General features: G+C 55.5%; 12 protein-coding genes. 10 read left to right on the forward strand and 2 right to left on the reverse strand.

Annotated features, from left to right (window positions below):
• The 10 genes from ACTQZK_RS07255 to ACTQZK_RS07300 all read left to right on the forward strand — a co-directional run bounded on the left by ACTQZK_RS07255 (window position 1) and on the right by ACTQZK_RS07300 (window position 14,534).
• Window positions 1-3,246 carry a helicase-related protein gene (locus ACTQZK_RS07255; protein WP_441899127.1) on the forward strand — a complete coding sequence of 1,082 codons (3,246 nt, stop codon included), beginning with the start codon at window positions 1-3 and terminating at the stop codon, window positions 3,244-3,246.
• Complete coding sequence (locus ACTQZK_RS07260) at window positions 3,243-4,037, forward strand: DUF4391 domain-containing protein (RefSeq protein WP_441899129.1); 795 nt, start codon at window positions 3,243-3,245, stop codon at window positions 4,035-4,037. Before ACTQZK_RS07255 ends, ACTQZK_RS07260 begins: the two co-directional genes overlap by 4 nt.
• Entirely contained in the window at window positions 4,021-4,812 is a 792-nt protein-coding gene (locus tag ACTQZK_RS07265; protein ID WP_441899130.1) for a hypothetical protein, read from the forward strand. The genes ACTQZK_RS07260 and ACTQZK_RS07265 overlap by 17 nt, the downstream gene beginning before the upstream one ends.
• 11 nt (window positions 4,813-4,823) lie before the next feature.
• The gene (locus ACTQZK_RS07270; protein ID WP_441899132.1) at window positions 4,824-6,665 is read left to right on the forward strand and encodes a site-specific DNA-methyltransferase; all 1,842 of its coding nucleotides are present in this window, start codon (window positions 4,824-4,826) and stop codon (window positions 6,663-6,665) included.
• A gap of 1 nt (window position 6,666) precedes the next feature.
• Complete coding sequence (locus ACTQZK_RS07275; RefSeq protein WP_441899134.1) at window positions 6,667-9,729, forward strand: restriction endonuclease; 3,063 nt, start codon at window positions 6,667-6,669, stop codon at window positions 9,727-9,729.
• A gap of 1 nt (window position 9,730) precedes the next feature.
• Window positions 9,731-10,636 (forward strand): DUF4238 domain-containing protein, encoded by a 906-nt coding sequence (locus ACTQZK_RS07280; protein WP_441899136.1) that lies wholly within the window; start codon window positions 9,731-9,733, stop codon window positions 10,634-10,636.
• 15 nt (window positions 10,637-10,651) lie between these two features.
• Entirely contained in the window at window positions 10,652-12,364 is a 1,713-nt protein-coding gene (locus ACTQZK_RS07285; RefSeq protein ID WP_441899138.1) for an ATP-dependent nuclease, read from the forward strand.
• Window positions 12,364-13,824: a UvrD-helicase domain-containing protein gene (locus ACTQZK_RS07290; RefSeq protein ID WP_441899140.1), complete on the forward strand. Its 1,461-nt coding sequence runs from the start codon at window positions 12,364-12,366 to the stop codon at window positions 13,822-13,824. Before ACTQZK_RS07285 ends, ACTQZK_RS07290 begins: the two co-directional genes overlap by 1 nt.
• Before the next feature lie 134 nt (window positions 13,825-13,958).
• Window positions 13,959-14,261, forward strand: coding sequence for a hypothetical protein (locus ACTQZK_RS07295; protein WP_441899141.1), 303 nt, complete (start codon window positions 13,959-13,961; stop codon window positions 14,259-14,261).
• Window positions 14,262-14,315: 54 nt separating this feature from the next.
• Window positions 14,316-14,534: a hypothetical protein gene (locus ACTQZK_RS07300; RefSeq protein ID WP_441899142.1), complete on the forward strand. Its 219-nt coding sequence runs from the start codon at window positions 14,316-14,318 to the stop codon at window positions 14,532-14,534.
• A gap of 645 nt (window positions 14,535-15,179) precedes the next feature.
• On the opposite strand, the gene ACTQZK_RS07305 is transcribed toward ACTQZK_RS07300, so the two are convergent.
• Window positions 15,180-15,485: a hypothetical protein gene (locus ACTQZK_RS07305; protein ID WP_441899144.1), complete on the reverse strand. Its 306-nt coding sequence runs from the start codon at window positions 15,483-15,485 to the stop codon at window positions 15,180-15,182.
• On the reverse strand, window positions 15,469-17,850 hold the full coding sequence (locus tag ACTQZK_RS07310) for a hypothetical protein (protein ID WP_441899145.1): 2,382 nt from the start codon (window positions 17,848-17,850) through the stop codon (window positions 15,469-15,471). Before ACTQZK_RS07310 ends, ACTQZK_RS07305 begins: the two co-directional genes overlap by 17 nt.
• Window positions 17,851-17,852 lie beyond the last annotated feature (2 nt).

Genomic DNA, 17,852 nt, shown 5'->3' on the forward strand with positions numbered 1-17,852 from the left:
GTGAAGTCGCTAAGCAACGTCGGCGCTGAGCGCCTGGGAGACGCCCTCGGCGAATCCATCGACGACGGCGCGAAGCTGTCGATAATCAGCTCGTATTTCACCGTGTTCGCCTACGGAGAGCTCAAAGAGGAGCTCTCTAAAATCGACGAGGTGTGCTTCCTGTTCAGCGAGCCCACCTTCATCAAGCGCATGGCCGACTCGAAGGAGCCGCGCGAGTTCGAGGTAGCCCGCCGCGCGCGCGAGGTCGGCGTCGGCGGCTCGGGGCTCGAGCTCACGCTGCGCAACAACCTCAACCAACGCGCGCTCGCCCGAGAATGCGCTGAGTGGATCCGCGAGAAGGGCGTCTTCAAGTCCGCCAAGACGTCCGGCGCCATACAGCCTGGCGGCACATACGTGGTGGAGAACCCCTCCGGCGAAGACCATGCCTTCATGGGCGCCGCCGCGAACTTCACGCAGGAGGGCCTCGGCTACGAGCGCCGCCCGGGAACCGTGACCTGCGTGAGCCACTTCGAGAACGCCACCGAGGCCGTCGGCCTCAAGATGATGTTCGAGTCGGTCTGGGACAACCCCGCCATGGTTGAGGAAGTCACCGCGCAGGTGGCCGCCCAGGTCGAGACGCTCTACCGCGAGAACCCGCCCGAGTTCATCTATTTCCTGACCCTGTACCACCTGTTCCGCGACTTCATGGAGGACGACGAGGACAACGGCATCCGCCCCGGCCTCAAGTTCGAGGAGTCCGTGGTCTGGAACAAGCTCTACGACTTCCAGAAGGACGCCGTCGTGGGCGCCATCCGAAAGCTGGAGAAGTACAAGGGCTGCATCATCGCCGACTCGGTGGGCCTGGGCAAGACCTACGAGGCGCTCGCCGTCATGAAGTACTACCAGGAGCGCAACGACCGCATCCTCGTGCTGTGCCCGAAGCGCCTGCGGGACAACTGGACCCTGTGGACCCAGGACAACGACGACCGCAACCCGCTGGCGGACGACCGCTTCAGCTACACGGTGCTCAACCACACCGACCTGTCGCGCTACCACGGCATGAGCGGCGAGGTGGACCTCGAGCACCTGCGATGGGGCCACTTCGACCTCCTCGTCATCGACGAGAGCCACAACTTCAGGAACAAGAGCACCGACGCGGACAAGACCGACCGCTACACGCGCCTCATCGAGGACGTCATCAAGTCGGGCCAGCGCACGAAGGTGCTCATGCTCTCGGCCACCCCGGTGAACAACCGCCTGCTCGACCTGCGCAACCAGATTGAGCTCATAACCGAGGGGGACGACGCGTACCTCGACCAGACCGACGGCATCCCGTCGATCACCCACGTGACGCGCGTCGCCCAGCAGAGGTTCAACGAGTGGAGCAAGCTCTCCGACTCCGAGCGCACGACCGAGAGCTTCGTGAACGCGGTGAACGCCGACTACTTCAAGCTGCTCGACGTGCTGACCATCGCGCGCAGCCGCAAGCACATCACGAAGTACTACGGCGCCGCGAGCGGGACCTTCCCGGCGCGCCGGCCGCCCCTGTCGTTCCAGACCCCCATCGACTTGGAAGGCGAGCTGTCGCCGATCGCCGAGCTCAACGACATGATCGCCCAGCTCACGTTCGCCCAGTACCAGGTGCTCTCCTACGTGCGCGCCGACCAGCGCCGCAAGTACGAGGACCGCTACGGGGACACGTGGGGCAAGGACTTCGAGAGCCAGGTCCACCGCACGACGGCGGTGGCCAACCTCATGCGCATCAACGTCCTCAAGCGCATGGAGTCCTCCGTGAACAGCTTCCGCATCACGTTGCGCCGCATCCTCGACGGGTGCGTCGACCTGCGCGCGAGGCTCGACGCCGACGCGTCGGGGGTCGCCTACGGCACCGAGGGCCTCGAGGACGGCTTCGACGACGACGATGCCGAGGAGTTCGAGGCCGGCGGCAAGGTGCGCGTCGACCTGCGAGACGTCGACGCCCTGCGCCTGGGCCAGGACCTCGACTTCGACATACAGGTGCTCCGCGCCCTGCTTGCCTACGCCGACGCGGTGACGCCCGAGCGCGACGCCAAGCTCGTGAAGCTGCGCGACTTCATCGCCGGCAAGGTCAGCGAGCCGTACAACCCCGGCAACCGCAAGGTGCTGGTGTTCAGCGCGTTCGCCGACACGACTGCCTACCTCTTCGAGCAGCTGGCGCCCTGGCTGAAGCGCGAACTCGGCGTCGAGTGCGCCGAGGTGGCGGGCAGCTCCAACCGGACTTACTCGCTGAAGCTCCCAAGGACCACCTTCGAGAACATCCTCGCGAGGTTTTCTCCCGTCTCGAAAGAACTGCCCGAGAACCAACGGGAACTCGGCGAGATCGACGTCGTCTTCGCGACGGACTGCATCTCCGAGGGCCAGAACCTGCAGGACTGCGACTGCCTGGTGAACTATGACATCCACTGGAACCCCGTGCGCATCATCCAGCGCTTCGGCCGCATCGACCGCCTGGGCTCCAAGAACGAGCAGATCCAGCTGGTCAACTTCTGGCCGGACATCGCGCTCGACGAGTACATCCAGCTCGAGGGCCGCGTGAAGGGGCGCATGGCGCTGCTCGACGCCTCGGCCACCGGCGAGGAGAACGTGCTGGAGGCCAAGGGCAACGGCGAGATGAACGACCTCAAGTACCGCCGCCAGCAGCTCCAACAGCTCAGAAGCGAGGTTCTCGACCTCGAGGACATCTCGGGCGGCATCTCCATCACGGACTTCGCCTTCGACGACTTCCGCGTCGAGCTCCAGCGCTACGCCAAGGAGCATCCCGGCGCGCTGGAGAACTCGCCGGCGGGCCTCCACGCCGTGGCCCCCATCCCCGACGAGCTTCGCGGAGACGTGAGACCGGGCGTGGTCTTTTGCCTCAGGCAGAACGACGAGGGCAACGACCCCAGGGACACGAACCCCGTCTTCCCGTACTACGTGGTGTACGTGTCGGCCGACGGCGAGGTCATGACGAAGCACACGCAGCCCAAGCCGGCGCTCGACATCATGCGCGCCGTCTGCTCGGGGCATCCCGAGCCCATCGCCGAGCTGTGCCGCGAGTTCAACCGCGAGACCCGCGACGGGACCAGGATGGACGCCTACACCGACCTGCTCGACGACGTCGTGGCGGCCATCACCGGGACGCAGCAGGACAAGGGGATCGAGAGCCTGTTCAGCCTGGGCGAGGTCGGCAGCGGCACCGTCATGGGGTTCAACGACTACTCGCTGGCATGTTTCGCGGTGCTGCGATGAGCGGCGTCGATTGGAACGGGATCCTGCGCCTGCCCGATGCGGCGCTCGCCGGATGCCGCCGCATCCCCAAGACGGTGCTCGCCAAACAGGCCATGCTCACCAAGACCGAGCAGAAAAGGCTCGACAAGGTCGCGCGCCTCGATCACTTCGCCACGGTCCAGAAGTCCACGACGCGCATCCCGCCGTACGAGGACGATGAGCGCAACGTGCAGAGCATCGTCTTCCTTCGCTGCGAGATGGCAAAAGGGGTCGCTTACGCCGAGGAGGCGCGCCTCATACACAAGTGCTTCCCAAACCCTACGGTGGTCTTGTTCGATGGCACAGGCGAGGCCTGCATATCCCTCGCCACCACACGCAAGAGCAAAGCCGAACAAGGTGCCATGGTCATCGATGCCATTGAGTCGACGGGCGCTTTCGATCCAGGCGATCCTGCGTATGCGTCTTTGCTTGATGCGCTCGAGCTCGCCAAGCTGCCGCAGGATGACCTGTTGGCTTACTTGCAAGGCATCGGCTGGGTCGTTCGTCTCTCTCGTTCGATAGCATCGCTCGGGTTCTACCCGGTGTGCGCCAAGCACGATCGGGAACGGCTAAGCGAATTGATCGCACGGAGCGATGTGCTTGTCATGCAGGTTGCCGACGCTCGCCAGTGCCGATGCGACCGTGAACTGACACTGAACGAGTCGGCGAAGCTGCGCATGGAGTTGAAGGAACTGGAGAGGGAATTGAACGATGTCGGCGAGAAGATTGCCGCTCTTTGCGCAAAGGAGGTCAACGATGACCGTGCTCGATGAATATATTGTTCGTGCTGCTCAAACGCTGAGAGACGCCACCGCCAGCGATATGGATGCACTCTGTCATGATATTAGTGACATCCTGAAGCCCGACTACACACCCGCGAGGGCATGGGCATGCCTTGGCGGCGGCGAAGGATTTAGCTATACGAAATCCGATTTGGGGCGGATGCTCGCTATATTGCGTCTTCGACGTGAAGAGCAGGACAGAGAGACGTATGGTGGCTCTGGTTTGCTTGCAATCACGCAGCATATCCGCCAATTAGAACGAGCTAATGAGGATGGACTCTGCGGCGACCAGCTGATTGCCGTGTACGAAAAGGTCGATAGTATATACGCGAATTACTACGACTCTTATGCCGACGGCTTGTCGGGCTACAGCTACAGAGGCTATGAACCCTGCCTCCAGCAGACAGAGCTTAGGATGGAGAAGCTCAAGCTATTCCGCGACGAGGAGCTTCGTAGGCTGAGAATCGCCGAGGCGCAGGCTGCGAGCGTCAGTATGGTTCAAAACGCGACGGCATCTGCCTCGACCAATATCCAAATCACATTGGAAACAACCTTTGAACAGATCGAGAGGTTGCCTGAAGCGATACTCTCCGACGATGATAAGACTCTGCTCAAAGGAATGATTGGCGACCTCAATACCAAAGACAAGAAGAAGCGTAACGGCACGCTCGGCAAACTCCAGGCTTGGCTTGCTGATAAGGGCACTGACGTTTTCATTGCGGTCATACCCTACATTGCTCAGCTAATTCAGCCACAGCTTGTTTAGAAGGAGATCATATGAGTGGGATTGAAAAGATGAATCTCGAGTCGGAAGACCTGGTAAACAACCGTCTGACACAGCTTAAGGAACTGATGCCCGAAGTATTTACCGAAAGCGGAATCGACTTCGACAAGCTGAGGCTAGAGCTTGGAGACGAGGTAGACGAAGGGCAAGAGCGCTACTCGTTCACGTGGCCGGGGAAGGCCGAAGCCATTCGCCAGGCGCAGAAACCCTCGAAGGCGGTCTTGCGTCCCGATGAGGATGCTAGTGTGGATTGGGACACCACCGAGAATCTTTATATCGAAGGCGACAATCTTGAAGTACTGAAGCTCCTGCAGCGTGGATACCACGGAAAGGTCAAAATGATCTATATTGACCCGCCGTATAACACTGGGCACGATTTTGTGTACAAAGACAGTTTCCAGGACTCAATTGCGCATTACAAAGAGCAAGCAGGGTTGAGCAGGCAATCTAACGCGGATACAAGTGGACGATATCATTCGGACTGGCTTAGCATGATGTATCCGAGGTTGAGGCTGGCGAGGGAGCTGCTTGGCAACGATGGGATTTGCATTGTCTCCATTGATGATAACGAGATTAAGAATCTCCGCGAAGTCGGAGATGAGATTTTTGGCGAAACTAATCTAATGGGTACGCTCCAATGGCGTAGAAGGCAAAATCCAGACAGCCGAAATCAGACGAGACTCTCTCCTGACAACGAGTACCTTCTCGTCTATGCGAAATCGAGCGACGCCTCATTTAGGGGTGCGGAAATAGACATTGCGAAATACAAGAATCCCGACAATGACCCTAGAGGCCCTTGGGCTAGCATTGATCTATCGGGGCTAGCAAATGCCTCGCAAAGACCAAATTTGCACTTCGATATTGTTGATCCTAAAACCGGAGTCGCTTATCCGCCTAATCCAAATAGAGGATGGTCGAAGAGTCGCGATACGATTGCCAAAATGATTGACGAAAACAGGATCCTCTTTCCATCCAAGTCTTCTGGGCGTCCTCGCGAGAAGAAGTTTCTCTCGGATCTCAATTCGACATTTACCGGCTTTTCTACTTGGCTCGATTCCGATGTTGTGGGCTTTACGACGCATGGGACGCGCGATTTTTCCGACATGTTTGGTGGGAAGCTTTTCGATTTTCCCAAACCGGTGAATCTCGTGAAATTGCTCATAGCTCAATGTGTTGATTCGGATGGTCTTGTGCTCGATTTCTTTTCCGGCTCAGCAACAACGGCGCAAGCTGTAATGGAGTTAAACGCAGAGGATTTAAAGAAGAGGAAATTTTTGCTCGTTCAGCTCCCTGAGGTGGCAAACGACGAGGCGATTCAGTCGGGTCTTCAAACGTTGTGCGATATCGGCGAAGAACGAATTAGGCGAGCTGGCCAGAAGATAAAAGCTGAAATCGAAAAAGAAAACACGCAGCTCAAGCTCGGCGAGGAGCCCAAGTCCGTACCTGATATCGGCTTCCGTGTCTTCAAGCTCGACGAATCCGGCATTGAGCGCCCTGAACCGGGTCAGCTTGCGCTTGACGTGGTCAAGCCCGACCGCTCGGAGCTCGATATCGTCTTCGAGATGATGCTCAAGTGGGGGCTTGAGCTTACACTGCCCGTCGAGAAGGCTGACGCAGCCGGATACCCCATCTGGTCCGTTGCCTGCGACGAGCTTATCTGTTGCATGTCAAACGGCCTTAGCCTCGAGGCGCTTGAGGCCGTCGCCGAGCTGGAGCCCCGTCGCGTCCTGATCCTGGACTCCGTTCTTGACGACTCCCTCAAGTTGAACGCCGTGCAGATCTTCAAGCGCGCGAGCGAGCGCATGGGCTGCGAAATCGACCTGAGGACGGTCTAGCATGGCATCGCTCGAGTTCAAGTTCTCATCCGATCAGCAGCATCAGCTGGAAGCAATAGAGGCTACGTGCGACCTTTTCCGCGGGCAACGGTTTGTCAGCGGTGTTTTCTCCACTGATTCTCGCCGCAATGCCCAAATGGCTATCGGCGAGCTCTCCATCGGCCATGGAAACGAGGTCCGCATAGCCCCGGGCCAGCTGTTGGAGAACCTTCACGCCGTGCAGGAGGAGGGTTGCTTGCCGCCGACGGGGGAGCTTACCGACGGGCGCCTGCGTGATTTCACCGTGGAAATGGAGACGGGTACCGGCAAGACCTACGTCTACATCCGTTCCATTTACGAGCTGAATCGGCGCTATGGGATAACCAAGTTCGTCATTGTCGTGCCGAGCGTCGCTATCCGCGAGGGTGTGCTCAAGAGCTTCCAGACTACGCGCAAGCACTTCGAGGTGCTGTACGACCGCGCTCCGTTGGAGTACTTTGTCTACAATTCGAAGGATATGGGTTCAGTGGGCAATTTCGCCACATCCAATTCTATGCAGGTCATGATCATTAACATTGACGCCTTCAACAAGGGCCTCGAGAAGGACGGATCGGCCAAAGAGGGAAACCTCTTCCATCGTCGCAGCGAGAAGCTTGCCGGAGGATTCAGCCCATGCGAGCTCGTGAGCGCGTGCAAGCCCGTCGTCATCATCGACGAGCCGCAGAGCGTCGACAACACCAAGCAGGCCAAGGCCGCCATCAAGAGCCTGAACCCGCTTTTCGTGCTGCGTTACTCGGCTACGCACAAGCAAACGTACAACATGATCTACCGTCTGACACCGGTGGACGCCTTCGAACGCCATCTGGTGAAGGGCATCTGCGTTGACTCGGTGCAAGCGGAGGCCAACCTCAACGGCGCCTACGTGAAGCTCGAGTCCGTGAAGTCGGATCCGTTTTCCGCAAGGCTTACCATAGATGCGCGCCAGAAGGACGGCACGCAGAAGCGCAAGGCCATTACCGTCAGGATGGGCGCCGACCTCTACCAGAAGAGCGGCGAGAACAGCGACTACGAAAACGGCTGGGTCGTCAACAACATCGGCGCTGCCGAAGGTGACGAGTTCGTCGAATTCCAGAATGGCGAGGTGCTCGAGCTGGGCGAGGTCCTGGGCGACGTCAACGAGGGGATCGTCAAGCGCGCGCAGATCCGCCGCACCATCGAGGACCACTTGGCCCGCCAGTTCGAGCTGTGGCCGCGCGGCGTGAAGGTGCTGTCCCTCTTCTTCATCGACCGGGTCGACCGTTACCGCGTGTACGAGCCCGAGGTCCATGGCGGCCTGTACGCCCAGATGTTCGAGGAGGAGTACGCCGGGGCCCTGCGCTCGAAGGCTCCCCGTCGCGTGGCCAAGGCGGCGGGAATCGGCAAGGGCACGTGGCTTGAGTGCTACGAGGCGGTCGGTGCTCCCTTGGTGGAAGATCCCCACGCCGTGCACCAGGGCTATTTCGCCAAGGACAAAAAAGGCAAGTTCAAGGATTCCAAGGGCGCTGCCGGCACCGCCGACGACGCCGGGGCGTTCGAGCTCATCATGCAGAAGAAGGAGACGCTCGTCTCCTTCCCTGACGGCATGGACAAGGACAAGAACGTCTCGTTCGTCTTCAGCCACTCCGCGCTCAAGGAGGGCTGGGACAACCCCAACGTGTTCCAGATCTGCACGCTCGTCGAGACCAAGGACAACCTGACCAAACGCCAGAAGATTGGCCGCGGCCTGCGCCTGTGCGTGAACCAGTACGGCGAGCGCTTGTACGACCCCGAGGCGAACGTGCTTACCGTTATCGCCAACGAGAGCTACGACGAGTTCGCCAACGGCTTGCAGAAGGAGTTCGAGGCCGATGACTTCAAGTTCGGTATCATCACCCCGGAGAGTTTCACGAAGGTCACGGTCAAGAACCCCGAAGGCGTCGAGGAGCGCCTGGGCTACGAGAGGTCGAAGCAGGTCTACGATCGCCTCGTCGCAACTGGTATGGTCGACGGCAAGGGTGCAGTGACACCCGAGCTTAAGGCAGCGGCCGAGGGCGGCAAGGTGGAGCTTCCTGCCGAGCTCGAGTCGGCAAAGGAGCAGATTGAGGCGATCATCATCCATAAGTCCCAGAGGATCCAGATCCGCGACAAGGCCAAAGAGGTGTCGGTCGAGATCCAGAAGGGCGTCACGCTCGACCCGGCCTTCCAGGCCCTGTGGGACCGTATCCGCCAGCGCACACGCTTTCAGGTGGAGGTTGACTCCAACAAGCTTATCGAGCATGCCATCGAGGCGGTCGACGGCATGCTCGCCGTGCGCCCGCCCCAGGTGACGAGCGAGCGCGCCTCGCTGGGCATCGACGACGCGGGCGTGAGCGCCGAGGGCACGGGCACCTCCGTGGTTTCCGTTTCGGGAAAGGTGAAATACGACCTTCCCGACCCGATCGCAGAGCTGCAAGACGCCGTCGGGCTCACCCGCGGCACCATCAAGGCAATTCTCGAGGGCTGCAGCCGCTTCGATGAGTTCGAGGTCGACCCCGCGACCTTCCTCGCACAGGTCGGCGACAAGATCAACCGTGTGAAGAACGACCTCATCGCCCAGGGCATCAAGTACGTGCGCCTTCCCGAGGACGAGTGGTACACCATGCGCGACCTCGAGCTCGACGACTACACTGCCTACCTCGGACAGAACGCGTGGAAACCGGATGCGACAGGCAAGAGCCTATACAACTACGTGGTCTACGACTCGGCGGGGGTCGAGCGCTCCTTTGCCGAGGCTCTCGACAAGCAGGAGGAGGTGCTCGTGTTCGCTAAGCTTCCCTCTGCGTTCAAGATCGACACGCCGCTCGGCAGCTACAATCCCGACTGGGCGTATGTCGAGGAGGCCGACGGCGAGCGCCGCGTGTACTTCGTGACCGAGACCAAGGGTGGCAAGAACGGCGAGCCCGCCCTGCGCGACGCGGAGAGGATCAAGATCGGATGCGCCAAGAAGCACTTCGAGGCACTGGACCTCGGAAACGACTTCCACTACAACGTGCGCACAACGTACCAATACGAGGCGGCGGAGGCCTAAGATGTCGAAGCTGCCCGGAAAGATGATGCGAAAGCAGCACTGGGTGCCGCAGTTCTATCTGCGCCATTTCGCAGATTCCTCTGGGCGGCTTCGTGTTTACAAAAGAAGCGCCGATATCTATTTCTATACGAAGGTCGAAAATGTATGCAGCAAACGCGATCTGTACGAAGTCAAGTACTCCGATATAGAGGCCGATAGCGCCGATAAGTATTATGCGCAGAACCTCATCGAGTCAAAGCTGTCCGAAGATGAGAGTCGGATTTCCGTTCCCTACTCGCGGCTTTTGCAATGCTGCAAGGACGCGACGCTTGAAGGTGACGCCTTTCGACGAGGGCGGCAGGCGGTCTGTAAGTTGGCCTCAAGCCTCATAGTGCGCCATCCTGTGGCCATGCTGGATGGTAGGAGCAGGGCACGGGAGGAATCCTCCTTGCTGCAGGCGGACGGCATTCTGACAGAAGAAGATAGTGCGTTGCTCAATTGGTCTGGTTGGAAGGGTGGCCGTAAGGCTCTCACCGAACTCTCAGTTGCTGCAACAATGCTCTTTTCCGAGGACGGCTCCGTTCCAGCCAACCGCATCCGCGAAGCATTCTTTGAGAAGCATTTCTGCATTCTCGAAGCGCCTATCGGCTCGGGCTTCGTTACGACGTCGATGCCCATGTTCATAATCGGGCCGGAGGACGATTCCTATGATTTCGACTTTGCGTACATGCCGTTGAGCAGCGAGTATGCAGCGCTCTTCACCACTGACAGTTCGCTCGAGTCATTTTATCGACTCGATTTCCCACACGTCGAGCTCATGAATCGTCTTCTCCTGTTGAACTGCAAGCACTGGAGTGTTGCGCTGTCGAGTGGGAATGGTCCGCTTGAGCACGCAGTTCGTGACTGGGCCAAAACAGCAAGCAATTAATCGGAGGGAATCAACTTGATTGTACGAGAGTTGAAGATCGCTAATTTTCGAGGCATTGAACAGCTCGAATGGGCAATTCCTGCCGACAAGAAACTCATCTGCATCATAGGCGCAGGCGATTCAGGAAAAACGACCGTATTGGACGCTCTCGATTGGCTTCTTGCGGACAGGTGGAACCTTCCAATTTCATTTGCAGACTTCAAAGACGAGTCGAAGCCGATTGTCGTCACTGCTGCCTTGTCTCAAATTCCAAACGAATTGTTATCCATTGGCTCCTGCGGACTGTGCTTGCGGGGCATATCGGAAGATGGCAAGGTTACTTCCGAGCCATTTGATGGATTTGAGCAATGCCTCGTTGTCGAACTGTCAATAGGCATTGACTTTGAACCGACATGGTCAATTATCTGCCCTGACGGATCGTCCATACCGTTCAAGGCGTCGATAAGAAGAAAACTCGGTGTTTCCAAGCTCGATGAGAGGGTCGACACTCACCTTCGTTGGTCGCGCAATTCAGCACTGGGCAGGGCATCACGGGGTACCGACGGAGCCGAGGCGGCATTACGTGACGCCACTCAGGCTGCCCGTAATGCCCTGAACAAACTCTCGGTGTCTGCGGATTTTGCCTCCGTGCTGGACGGCATTAGGGCCAGCGCCCAGGCCTTAGGTGCTGCCGACTACTCCGATATGACTCCAGGACTCGATGTTTCAAGAGGCGACGGCTACGGTTCGCTCGCGCTTTATTCAGGAAGCGTTCCCGTTCATCGCTATGGACTCGGCACGCGTCGCCTTACAAGCCTCGCGATACAAAAGCTCGGCGCCACCGATAAATCTACGCTCTTGATCGACGAGGCAGAAAGCGGCCTTGAACCGCACCGCGTTATTGGCCTTATAGAGGCCTTGAGGTCTGATGAGGATATTTCGCAAGTGTTCCTTACCACCCATTCAAGCAACGCCGTCGAGAGCTGTTCGGCTGCAGAAATCGCAATATTGGCCAATCGAGACGGAGCGGCTCGATGCTCTTTCGTGCCCGAAGAGCTCGAGGGCCTTCACCGCTCGAACCCTTCTCCCTTTCTGGCGCGGTCAATTATCGTTGTTGAGGGGCAAACGGAAGAGGGCCTTTATAGAGCCTTTGCGGAGCGCCACGATGATGCGTCTCGTGCGCAAGGTGATCCGACTTTGGCAGCGCGCGGGGTATGTCTCTGCCAGGGCAACGGAGGCTCGAGCGCCGTCTCGAAAGCGATAGGATTCGCATCTTTAGGATACAAGGTTGCCCTTCTTGTGGATGCTGACGATTCTGACACTAATGACAAGTTGGAAAGTGTCAGGAAATCTGGTGTACGCATCTTCACATGGCCCAATGGTTGGTCTACAGAAAGCGCCATATTCGATGCTCTGGAAAAGGAGCAGATATCCCAGCTGCTCGCGTTTATCGTAGATGAGGAAATAGTTTCACGCGAACGCGTTAACTCTGACTTCTCCAACAATGGATTAGGCGCATTCGATCCCTCGTCGCCGGAAGCATGTTGGCTTGGCAGACCCGAGGAGGACGTAAGGGAGATGCTTGTCGCTTCAGCTTCAAAACGAAAAGGCTGGTTCAAAAGCGTTCCCGCAAGTATCGAACTTGGGAAATGGCTTATCGACACAGTTGCTCGGAGCGATCGATTCTTTCAGTCGGATTTAAACACAACATACCACGAGCTGCTGAGCGCTTTCCCGAGGGAGGATTGATGGATGCCCTGGACAACGAGAGCAGAACGCTCGCTGCCGAAGTCCTCTCCGCGGCCCCTTGCTCCATCGAACTTCCTGCAGGGACGGGAAAAACGCAATTGATTGCATCGGTGACGAACCTCGCTGGCAATCTCGAAAAGAAAACCTTAATCCTCACTCACACCAATGCCGGAGTCTCCGTTATTAAAGATCGCCTTCGTCGTTTCGGGGTCGATTCATCCAAATACTCCGTGTTCACTATATGCGCTTGGGCCGAACGGATTTCGCATGCATACCCATTACTCTCGGGGATAGACGTTGAAGCAACTCGTTCCGATCCCAACTATTACACCCAGTGTGTCTTGGGGGCTGTCAAGCTATGCTCGTCCGATGTGTTTGGGTCTGTCGTATCAGCCAGTTATTCGTTGATTCTTATTGACGAATACCAAGACTGCGACATGGCGCAACATCGCCTTGCGATTGCCCTTCGGGACATAATCGGGTCCGTCGCCGTTTTCGGCGACAGGCTTCAGCGTATATTCGATTTCAAGGGTCAGCAATTCCCTGATTGGATATTAGACGTTGAGGGTTCCTTCGCCCCATTGGGGTCACTTGACCCCAAGCCTCACCGCTGGTCCAAGACAAACCCCGAGCTAGGAAAATGGTTACTGGAATACGTTAGGCCGGAATTAATGGCTGATAAGCAATTGGACTTCGAAGCAATTGACGTCGCCAATGTGGAGCACATCTTGTCAAGTCCGTCCAAGGAGGAAGTAATTAGAGGCGCGTATGCAATGCGGCGCAGAAGTGAAAGTGCTGCGATGCTGTGCCCTAATCTTCCTCTAGTCTTTTCCGAAAAAATATCGAAGAGACTGGCAGGATCATTTGAACTCGTAGAAGAAATGGAGGGCAAATTTGCAAGAGAACGATTGAGATCGTTTCCTTTGCAGGGGAACTCCGGGGCGAAGGCAGAATGGCTTGCAGAACTTGCCCTTGAATGCCATTCGCGTCTTTCGAAAGTTCTCGATAGGCCAATCCTTCGCGCATTGCAAGAGAGCAAACCGCTAGATCGGTACCTATCCGCAAAGGCTCGCAAAGACTACGCCCACGTGCTTGTTAATCTTGGGCTAGCATCTCAAGATTTCAACAAGGTCACCTTTAATGGAGCTTGCGACTCCATTCGCGATTGCTGTGGTCCTCATCTCGTCAGACGAGAAGCCTGGAACGACGTTTTGTTCGCCATCAGAGCGTCCCTTGATGCAGGAGAGGATCCTATTTCTGCATTTGAGCGCGCAAAGGCAAGTGATCGGTATCGGCCATACAAACCAGCCCAATTTAAGATCTCGCGCGTGCTTTTAGTCAAGGGCCTCGAATTCGACAGCGTCGCCGTCGTCAGGGCTTCGGACCAGAAGGCTTATTCAAAGGAAAACCTATATGTGGCTTTGACGAGACCCACGCGCCAGCTTCTGCTATTTGATTAGCGTCGTGGTGAAGAGAAAATGCCAAAAACAACAGCTTCTGCGAATACGAAGGCGAGCGCATCCTACTTGCAGGGATGGGGGTTGAACGGTTTCATGGTCAGCGCCTATCCCGTGAAGAGAGGAAGGGCGAGGTAATGAAGCCATTGAAGATATCCCTTGATTTCACGTTCGGACCTTTGTGGAAAGACGAGTGCATTGACGGTAAGCTGTGCACCGGCATCTCCATCGTGGACAACGATGAGATTTCCGAGTTCTACTCGTCCTATTATGAGTTCGACATCCACGGCCAGGCGTGTTGGTTCGACGAGAAACGGGAAAAGGCTGACGAGGGCAAGATGCTCGACCTCCCCGGCAGGCTCAACGCGCGCCTCGCAGAGCTCAACGACGGTTCCTTCGAGGTCAAGGACCTTGAGACTCCGCGCATTGAAGCGTTCTAAGCAATCCTCCTACCCAACGATCCCTGCTTTCCTTCGTGAAAGCGGGGTTTTTCCATGTCGTGCCCGTTATTTCGCCACCAAATACCCCAACACGCCCTCGACAACTTCAAGGGCGCCAAGACCAAGGCGGGCACGAGGCTGCTGCCGTTTCATACCGCCGCCAAGGAGTCGTTCCTCAAGATGAGAGACGCTCAGAAGGTGGTATTCAAGAAGAACAACATGTCGCGCCGCCAGCACAAGCCCGGGCAGGGCGAGAGGGAGCTGCTTATCTAGGCACCCGAAAGTTCCGTTCATAGCAGACCGCTACAGCGAGTGTGTGAACCTGCGGGCAATGAGAAGATGGCGGACATCCGAGCGTGAGGGTGCAGTTTTGAACGGCTACGCCCTTCACGTGCTGCGGCATGCTCGCCTCCCGTGAACGAATTGTTGCGTTATGCTCTCCAATTTTCGGCTCTTTAACTGCGGAAATATGTCGTAAAGTCATGGATCAATTGTTGTGTCTGATAAGCCATCTGATGGATTAAGAATCCCGGAAAAAGCATTTTCAACCGCTCTCAACTGCAACATCAAGAAACCCCAAATAGGCTATTCTAACTGGTGTTTCTTTGGTTTTTATCACCTACTGCAGCGAACCGTTATAAGTACTTTTTACTCCCACTCAATAGTTAAAAACTATCTCCAGTTTGTTCCAGTTTGTCGCAGTTTGTTCCAGTTTGTTCTATTTACACCCAGTCTCAAAAATGGACGAAATTCCATGGGGTCAAATTTGGGTCACGGTTTTTTTGGGTCATCCGAGGCGTTTTCGTGGGTCACGCTGGGTCACGGCAAACTGCGAGCAACAGCCAATGGCCACATGGACATTATATTTCAGGGGAGGGTAGGGCAGAGGAAACCCCGCAAAACCCTCCCCTGCAGAGCCTACTCAGCGGCAACAAGTTCTTCAGACTGGTCAAACCACTCCTGCTTGATTCCCTCAGAAGCTTTTTCGACAATTTGCTTCACGGTCTGGAAAACATGCTTTGATGTTTTCTCGAGGTTTGCCGGCTCGATAAACTCAAAGGAAGGGGCCTGATTAAGATCGGAAAACATTGACTCGAAAAGTTGGTTGGCGCTTACGGATAATGTTTCCTTATTTACCTTGAAAACTTTCTTGGTCTGGTTCTCGATCGTGCATATGAACACAAACTCGTCTGCCGTCTCTTCAAAACTAACTGTTCTTGTCATATCTCTTCATCCTCTTTTTAATAGTGTCGAGTCCGCCTTCAACCGTATCCGCAACAACCTGCAAAACAGAATACGTGGCGCACTCGTATTCGAGAGCGCCGTGGCGGACGCAGAGCTCCCCGCCTTCCATTGACAGGGCGATAACGTTATCAACATCTAGATTCACCAAAAACTGAGGATTATGGGTCACAAGAATGACCTGACGGCTCTGGGCAATCGAACGGAATTCCTTCAAGACTGAATGTTTGATTGCGTTTTGGGAAATCTGGTCTTCGGGCTGGTCGATTAGATACACGGATTCGCCAAGTGCGGAATCTGCCATAAGCGAAAAGTACATTTGCGCATTGAACCCCTGCGAAAGCTCCTCATACAAATCACTCTGATCTTTAATAATTGCGTTTTGGGGCGCAAGCCTCTTTTCTAGTTCGTTTATCATGCGCTCTTTCAAAACCGCCACTGGATCTAATCCGACATCATCGGGGTAGTTTTTTATCGCCTCAATGAGATCGGATCGGGTTAGCCGGGTAAAATCCAAGCACTTATTTACTTTCAAAACGGACGACAAAACGGAGTTGAGCAGTGCAGGCGTTAAGCTTTCGATGCCCAACTTCGAAACAAAGGTCAAATCCCCAACAGGGTTTTCTTTCGGCACAACAGGGATTGGGTCGAACTCGAAAGAAAAGTCTGCTACACAAGCCTTTTTCTCAACTGCATTGATTATGGCGGTTGCCGCCGCATCTATCGATTCGTTGTAGGAAGAGACAGCTTGCTGCCTATCTGTGATTACCTTGGCAACACTTGTTTTAGTGCTGGAAAATGCAGCTGAGAAGGCATTCGCTATTCGCTTCTTGAGTTTTATTGCGCCTACAACAACCTTATGTCTACGGACAATGCCTGAAAGATGTTTCCTGGCTTCCTTAATATCCTCCGTGTCTTCAGGAGTCAGAGCATTCCTGTTCTCCAGGAGCATCGAGTCAAGACTAGCCAGGATTTCCTCGGCCTTATCTATAACAGCTTGGTCTTTGTTGGGGCTGGGCGTGCGAAGCGATCCTGTTAGGCTAACACTTTCGGCTGGGGCATCCAACTGATCTGTTGGAATGTCAAAGGACGGCATTGACGAAATTGCGTTCGAGAATTCGATTGCCTTTCTTGTTGAATCACAGAGGAGCGAAATTTGCGATTTTCCTGCGGTCAAGACAGCCGAGTTATCGACAGGCTCAGGGAAGTGCCTTGAAAGAATGTCGCTAGCTTTAGTTCGTCCGTTACGGATCCCCTCAAAAATGTCTTTAATATCGCCTTGCCCGTCAAACTTGTAGCTTCCTTCTTCAAGCTTCGATTCGATTGAAACTCCAATTTTTGCGAGGTATCGATTGTATCCGTTCTTTGTGGAAGCATTGACGTGCCGGAAACCAGTCAGAGCATTGAGCATTAAGGACTTGCCAATCGAATTGTCTCCGATGATTGCGTTGATTCCTTTTGATAGCGGCACCTTAACGCGGGTTCCCGAAACAACCAGCTCAAGCTCTTGCAACGTGTTATGCGCAGGGTTGAAGAACTTTGGCACAGTCTTGATTCTGCCAAGATCAGTCACAGCTAGGGAAAGGCCGCGGAAGGTTGGCAGGCACTTCAGATAAGTTGGGTGAGGGATGCTCGAATCATTGCTATCGACATGCGGGTAACATGACCAGTTATGGCAGTCGGAACCCGTAATGAAACGGATCTGCTCCGTTTCTTCCTTACTGTAGTTGTATGTCTTATTAAAAAGCTCATTCTTCTGATTTTTGTACTCATAAGCTTCGAAGTAATCAAGAAATACCAGTTCGTTAAAAAGCTCTTCTCCTACGCTTGAAGCGTCGTTAACTCTTGGCTTTTTAGAACCCAGGCTGTTTTTCTGGTGCGCAATCAGAACAACGTCAACACCCGTTTTCTTGATTATCTCCCAGTATGACTTTTCACTAAAGCATTCGGCGCAGTCGTAAGATGGATGGCCATTTACGAGCTCGAGCATTTCTGAAAGCCTCTTTAGAGCATCTTGATCTTTGTCGTCGAATACCGTGACAATATGAACTACGCGGAGTTCTCCTTCAACCTTATATCCAACGCTAAACTCGACTGCGGGTAAGACTTTCTCAATTACCTCACTGCTACTCGCAAGTGATACAAAAGACCTATAAAGATCGTAGTCGAAGCAATCGTGATCAGAGATTGAAACAAGATTCACTTCTTGGTCTTCAAGCCTCTGGATTAGAACAGGAAGGTTCTCGGCGGTATTCTGCGAAACCTTCGAACCATCCTTATGCGAAGAAGCTGCCGAATGGATATGCAAGTCTACCTTTATTGGTTTTTCGACAATCGTATTCGTCATAG

Source organism: Paraeggerthella sp. LCP19S3_G8 (assembly GCF_052119225.1).
In the GTDB taxonomy this organism is placed as follows: Bacteria; Actinomycetota; Coriobacteriia; order Coriobacteriales; family Eggerthellaceae; genus Paraeggerthella; species Paraeggerthella hominis.

Coding starts and splice junctions, on each gene's coding strand:
- ACTQZK_RS07260 (WP_441899129.1), top strand. CDS start 3,243: ATGAGCGGCGTCGATTGGAACGGGATCCTGCGCCTGCCCGATGCGGCG.
- ACTQZK_RS07265 (WP_441899130.1), top strand. CDS start 4,021: ATGACCGTGCTCGATGAATATATTGTTCGTGCTGCTCAAACGCTGAGA.
- ACTQZK_RS07270 (WP_441899132.1), top strand. CDS start 4,824: ATGAGTGGGATTGAAAAGATGAATCTCGAGTCGGAAGACCTGGTAAAC.
- ACTQZK_RS07275 (WP_441899134.1), top strand. CDS start 6,667: ATGGCATCGCTCGAGTTCAAGTTCTCATCCGATCAGCAGCATCAGCTG.
- ACTQZK_RS07280 (WP_441899136.1), top strand. CDS start 9,731: ATGTCGAAGCTGCCCGGAAAGATGATGCGAAAGCAGCACTGGGTGCCG.
- ACTQZK_RS07290 (WP_441899140.1), top strand. CDS start 12,364: ATGGATGCCCTGGACAACGAGAGCAGAACGCTCGCTGCCGAAGTCCTC.
- ACTQZK_RS07295 (WP_441899141.1), top strand. CDS start 13,959: ATGAAGCCATTGAAGATATCCCTTGATTTCACGTTCGGACCTTTGTGG.
- ACTQZK_RS07300 (WP_441899142.1), top strand. CDS start 14,316: ATGTCGTGCCCGTTATTTCGCCACCAAATACCCCAACACGCCCTCGAC.
- ACTQZK_RS07305 (WP_441899144.1), bottom strand. CDS start 15,485: ATGACAAGAACAGTTAGTTTTGAAGAGACGGCAGACGAGTTTGTGTTC.
- ACTQZK_RS07310 (WP_441899145.1), bottom strand. CDS start 17,850: ATGACGAATACGATTGTCGAAAAACCAATAAAGGTAGACTTGCATATC.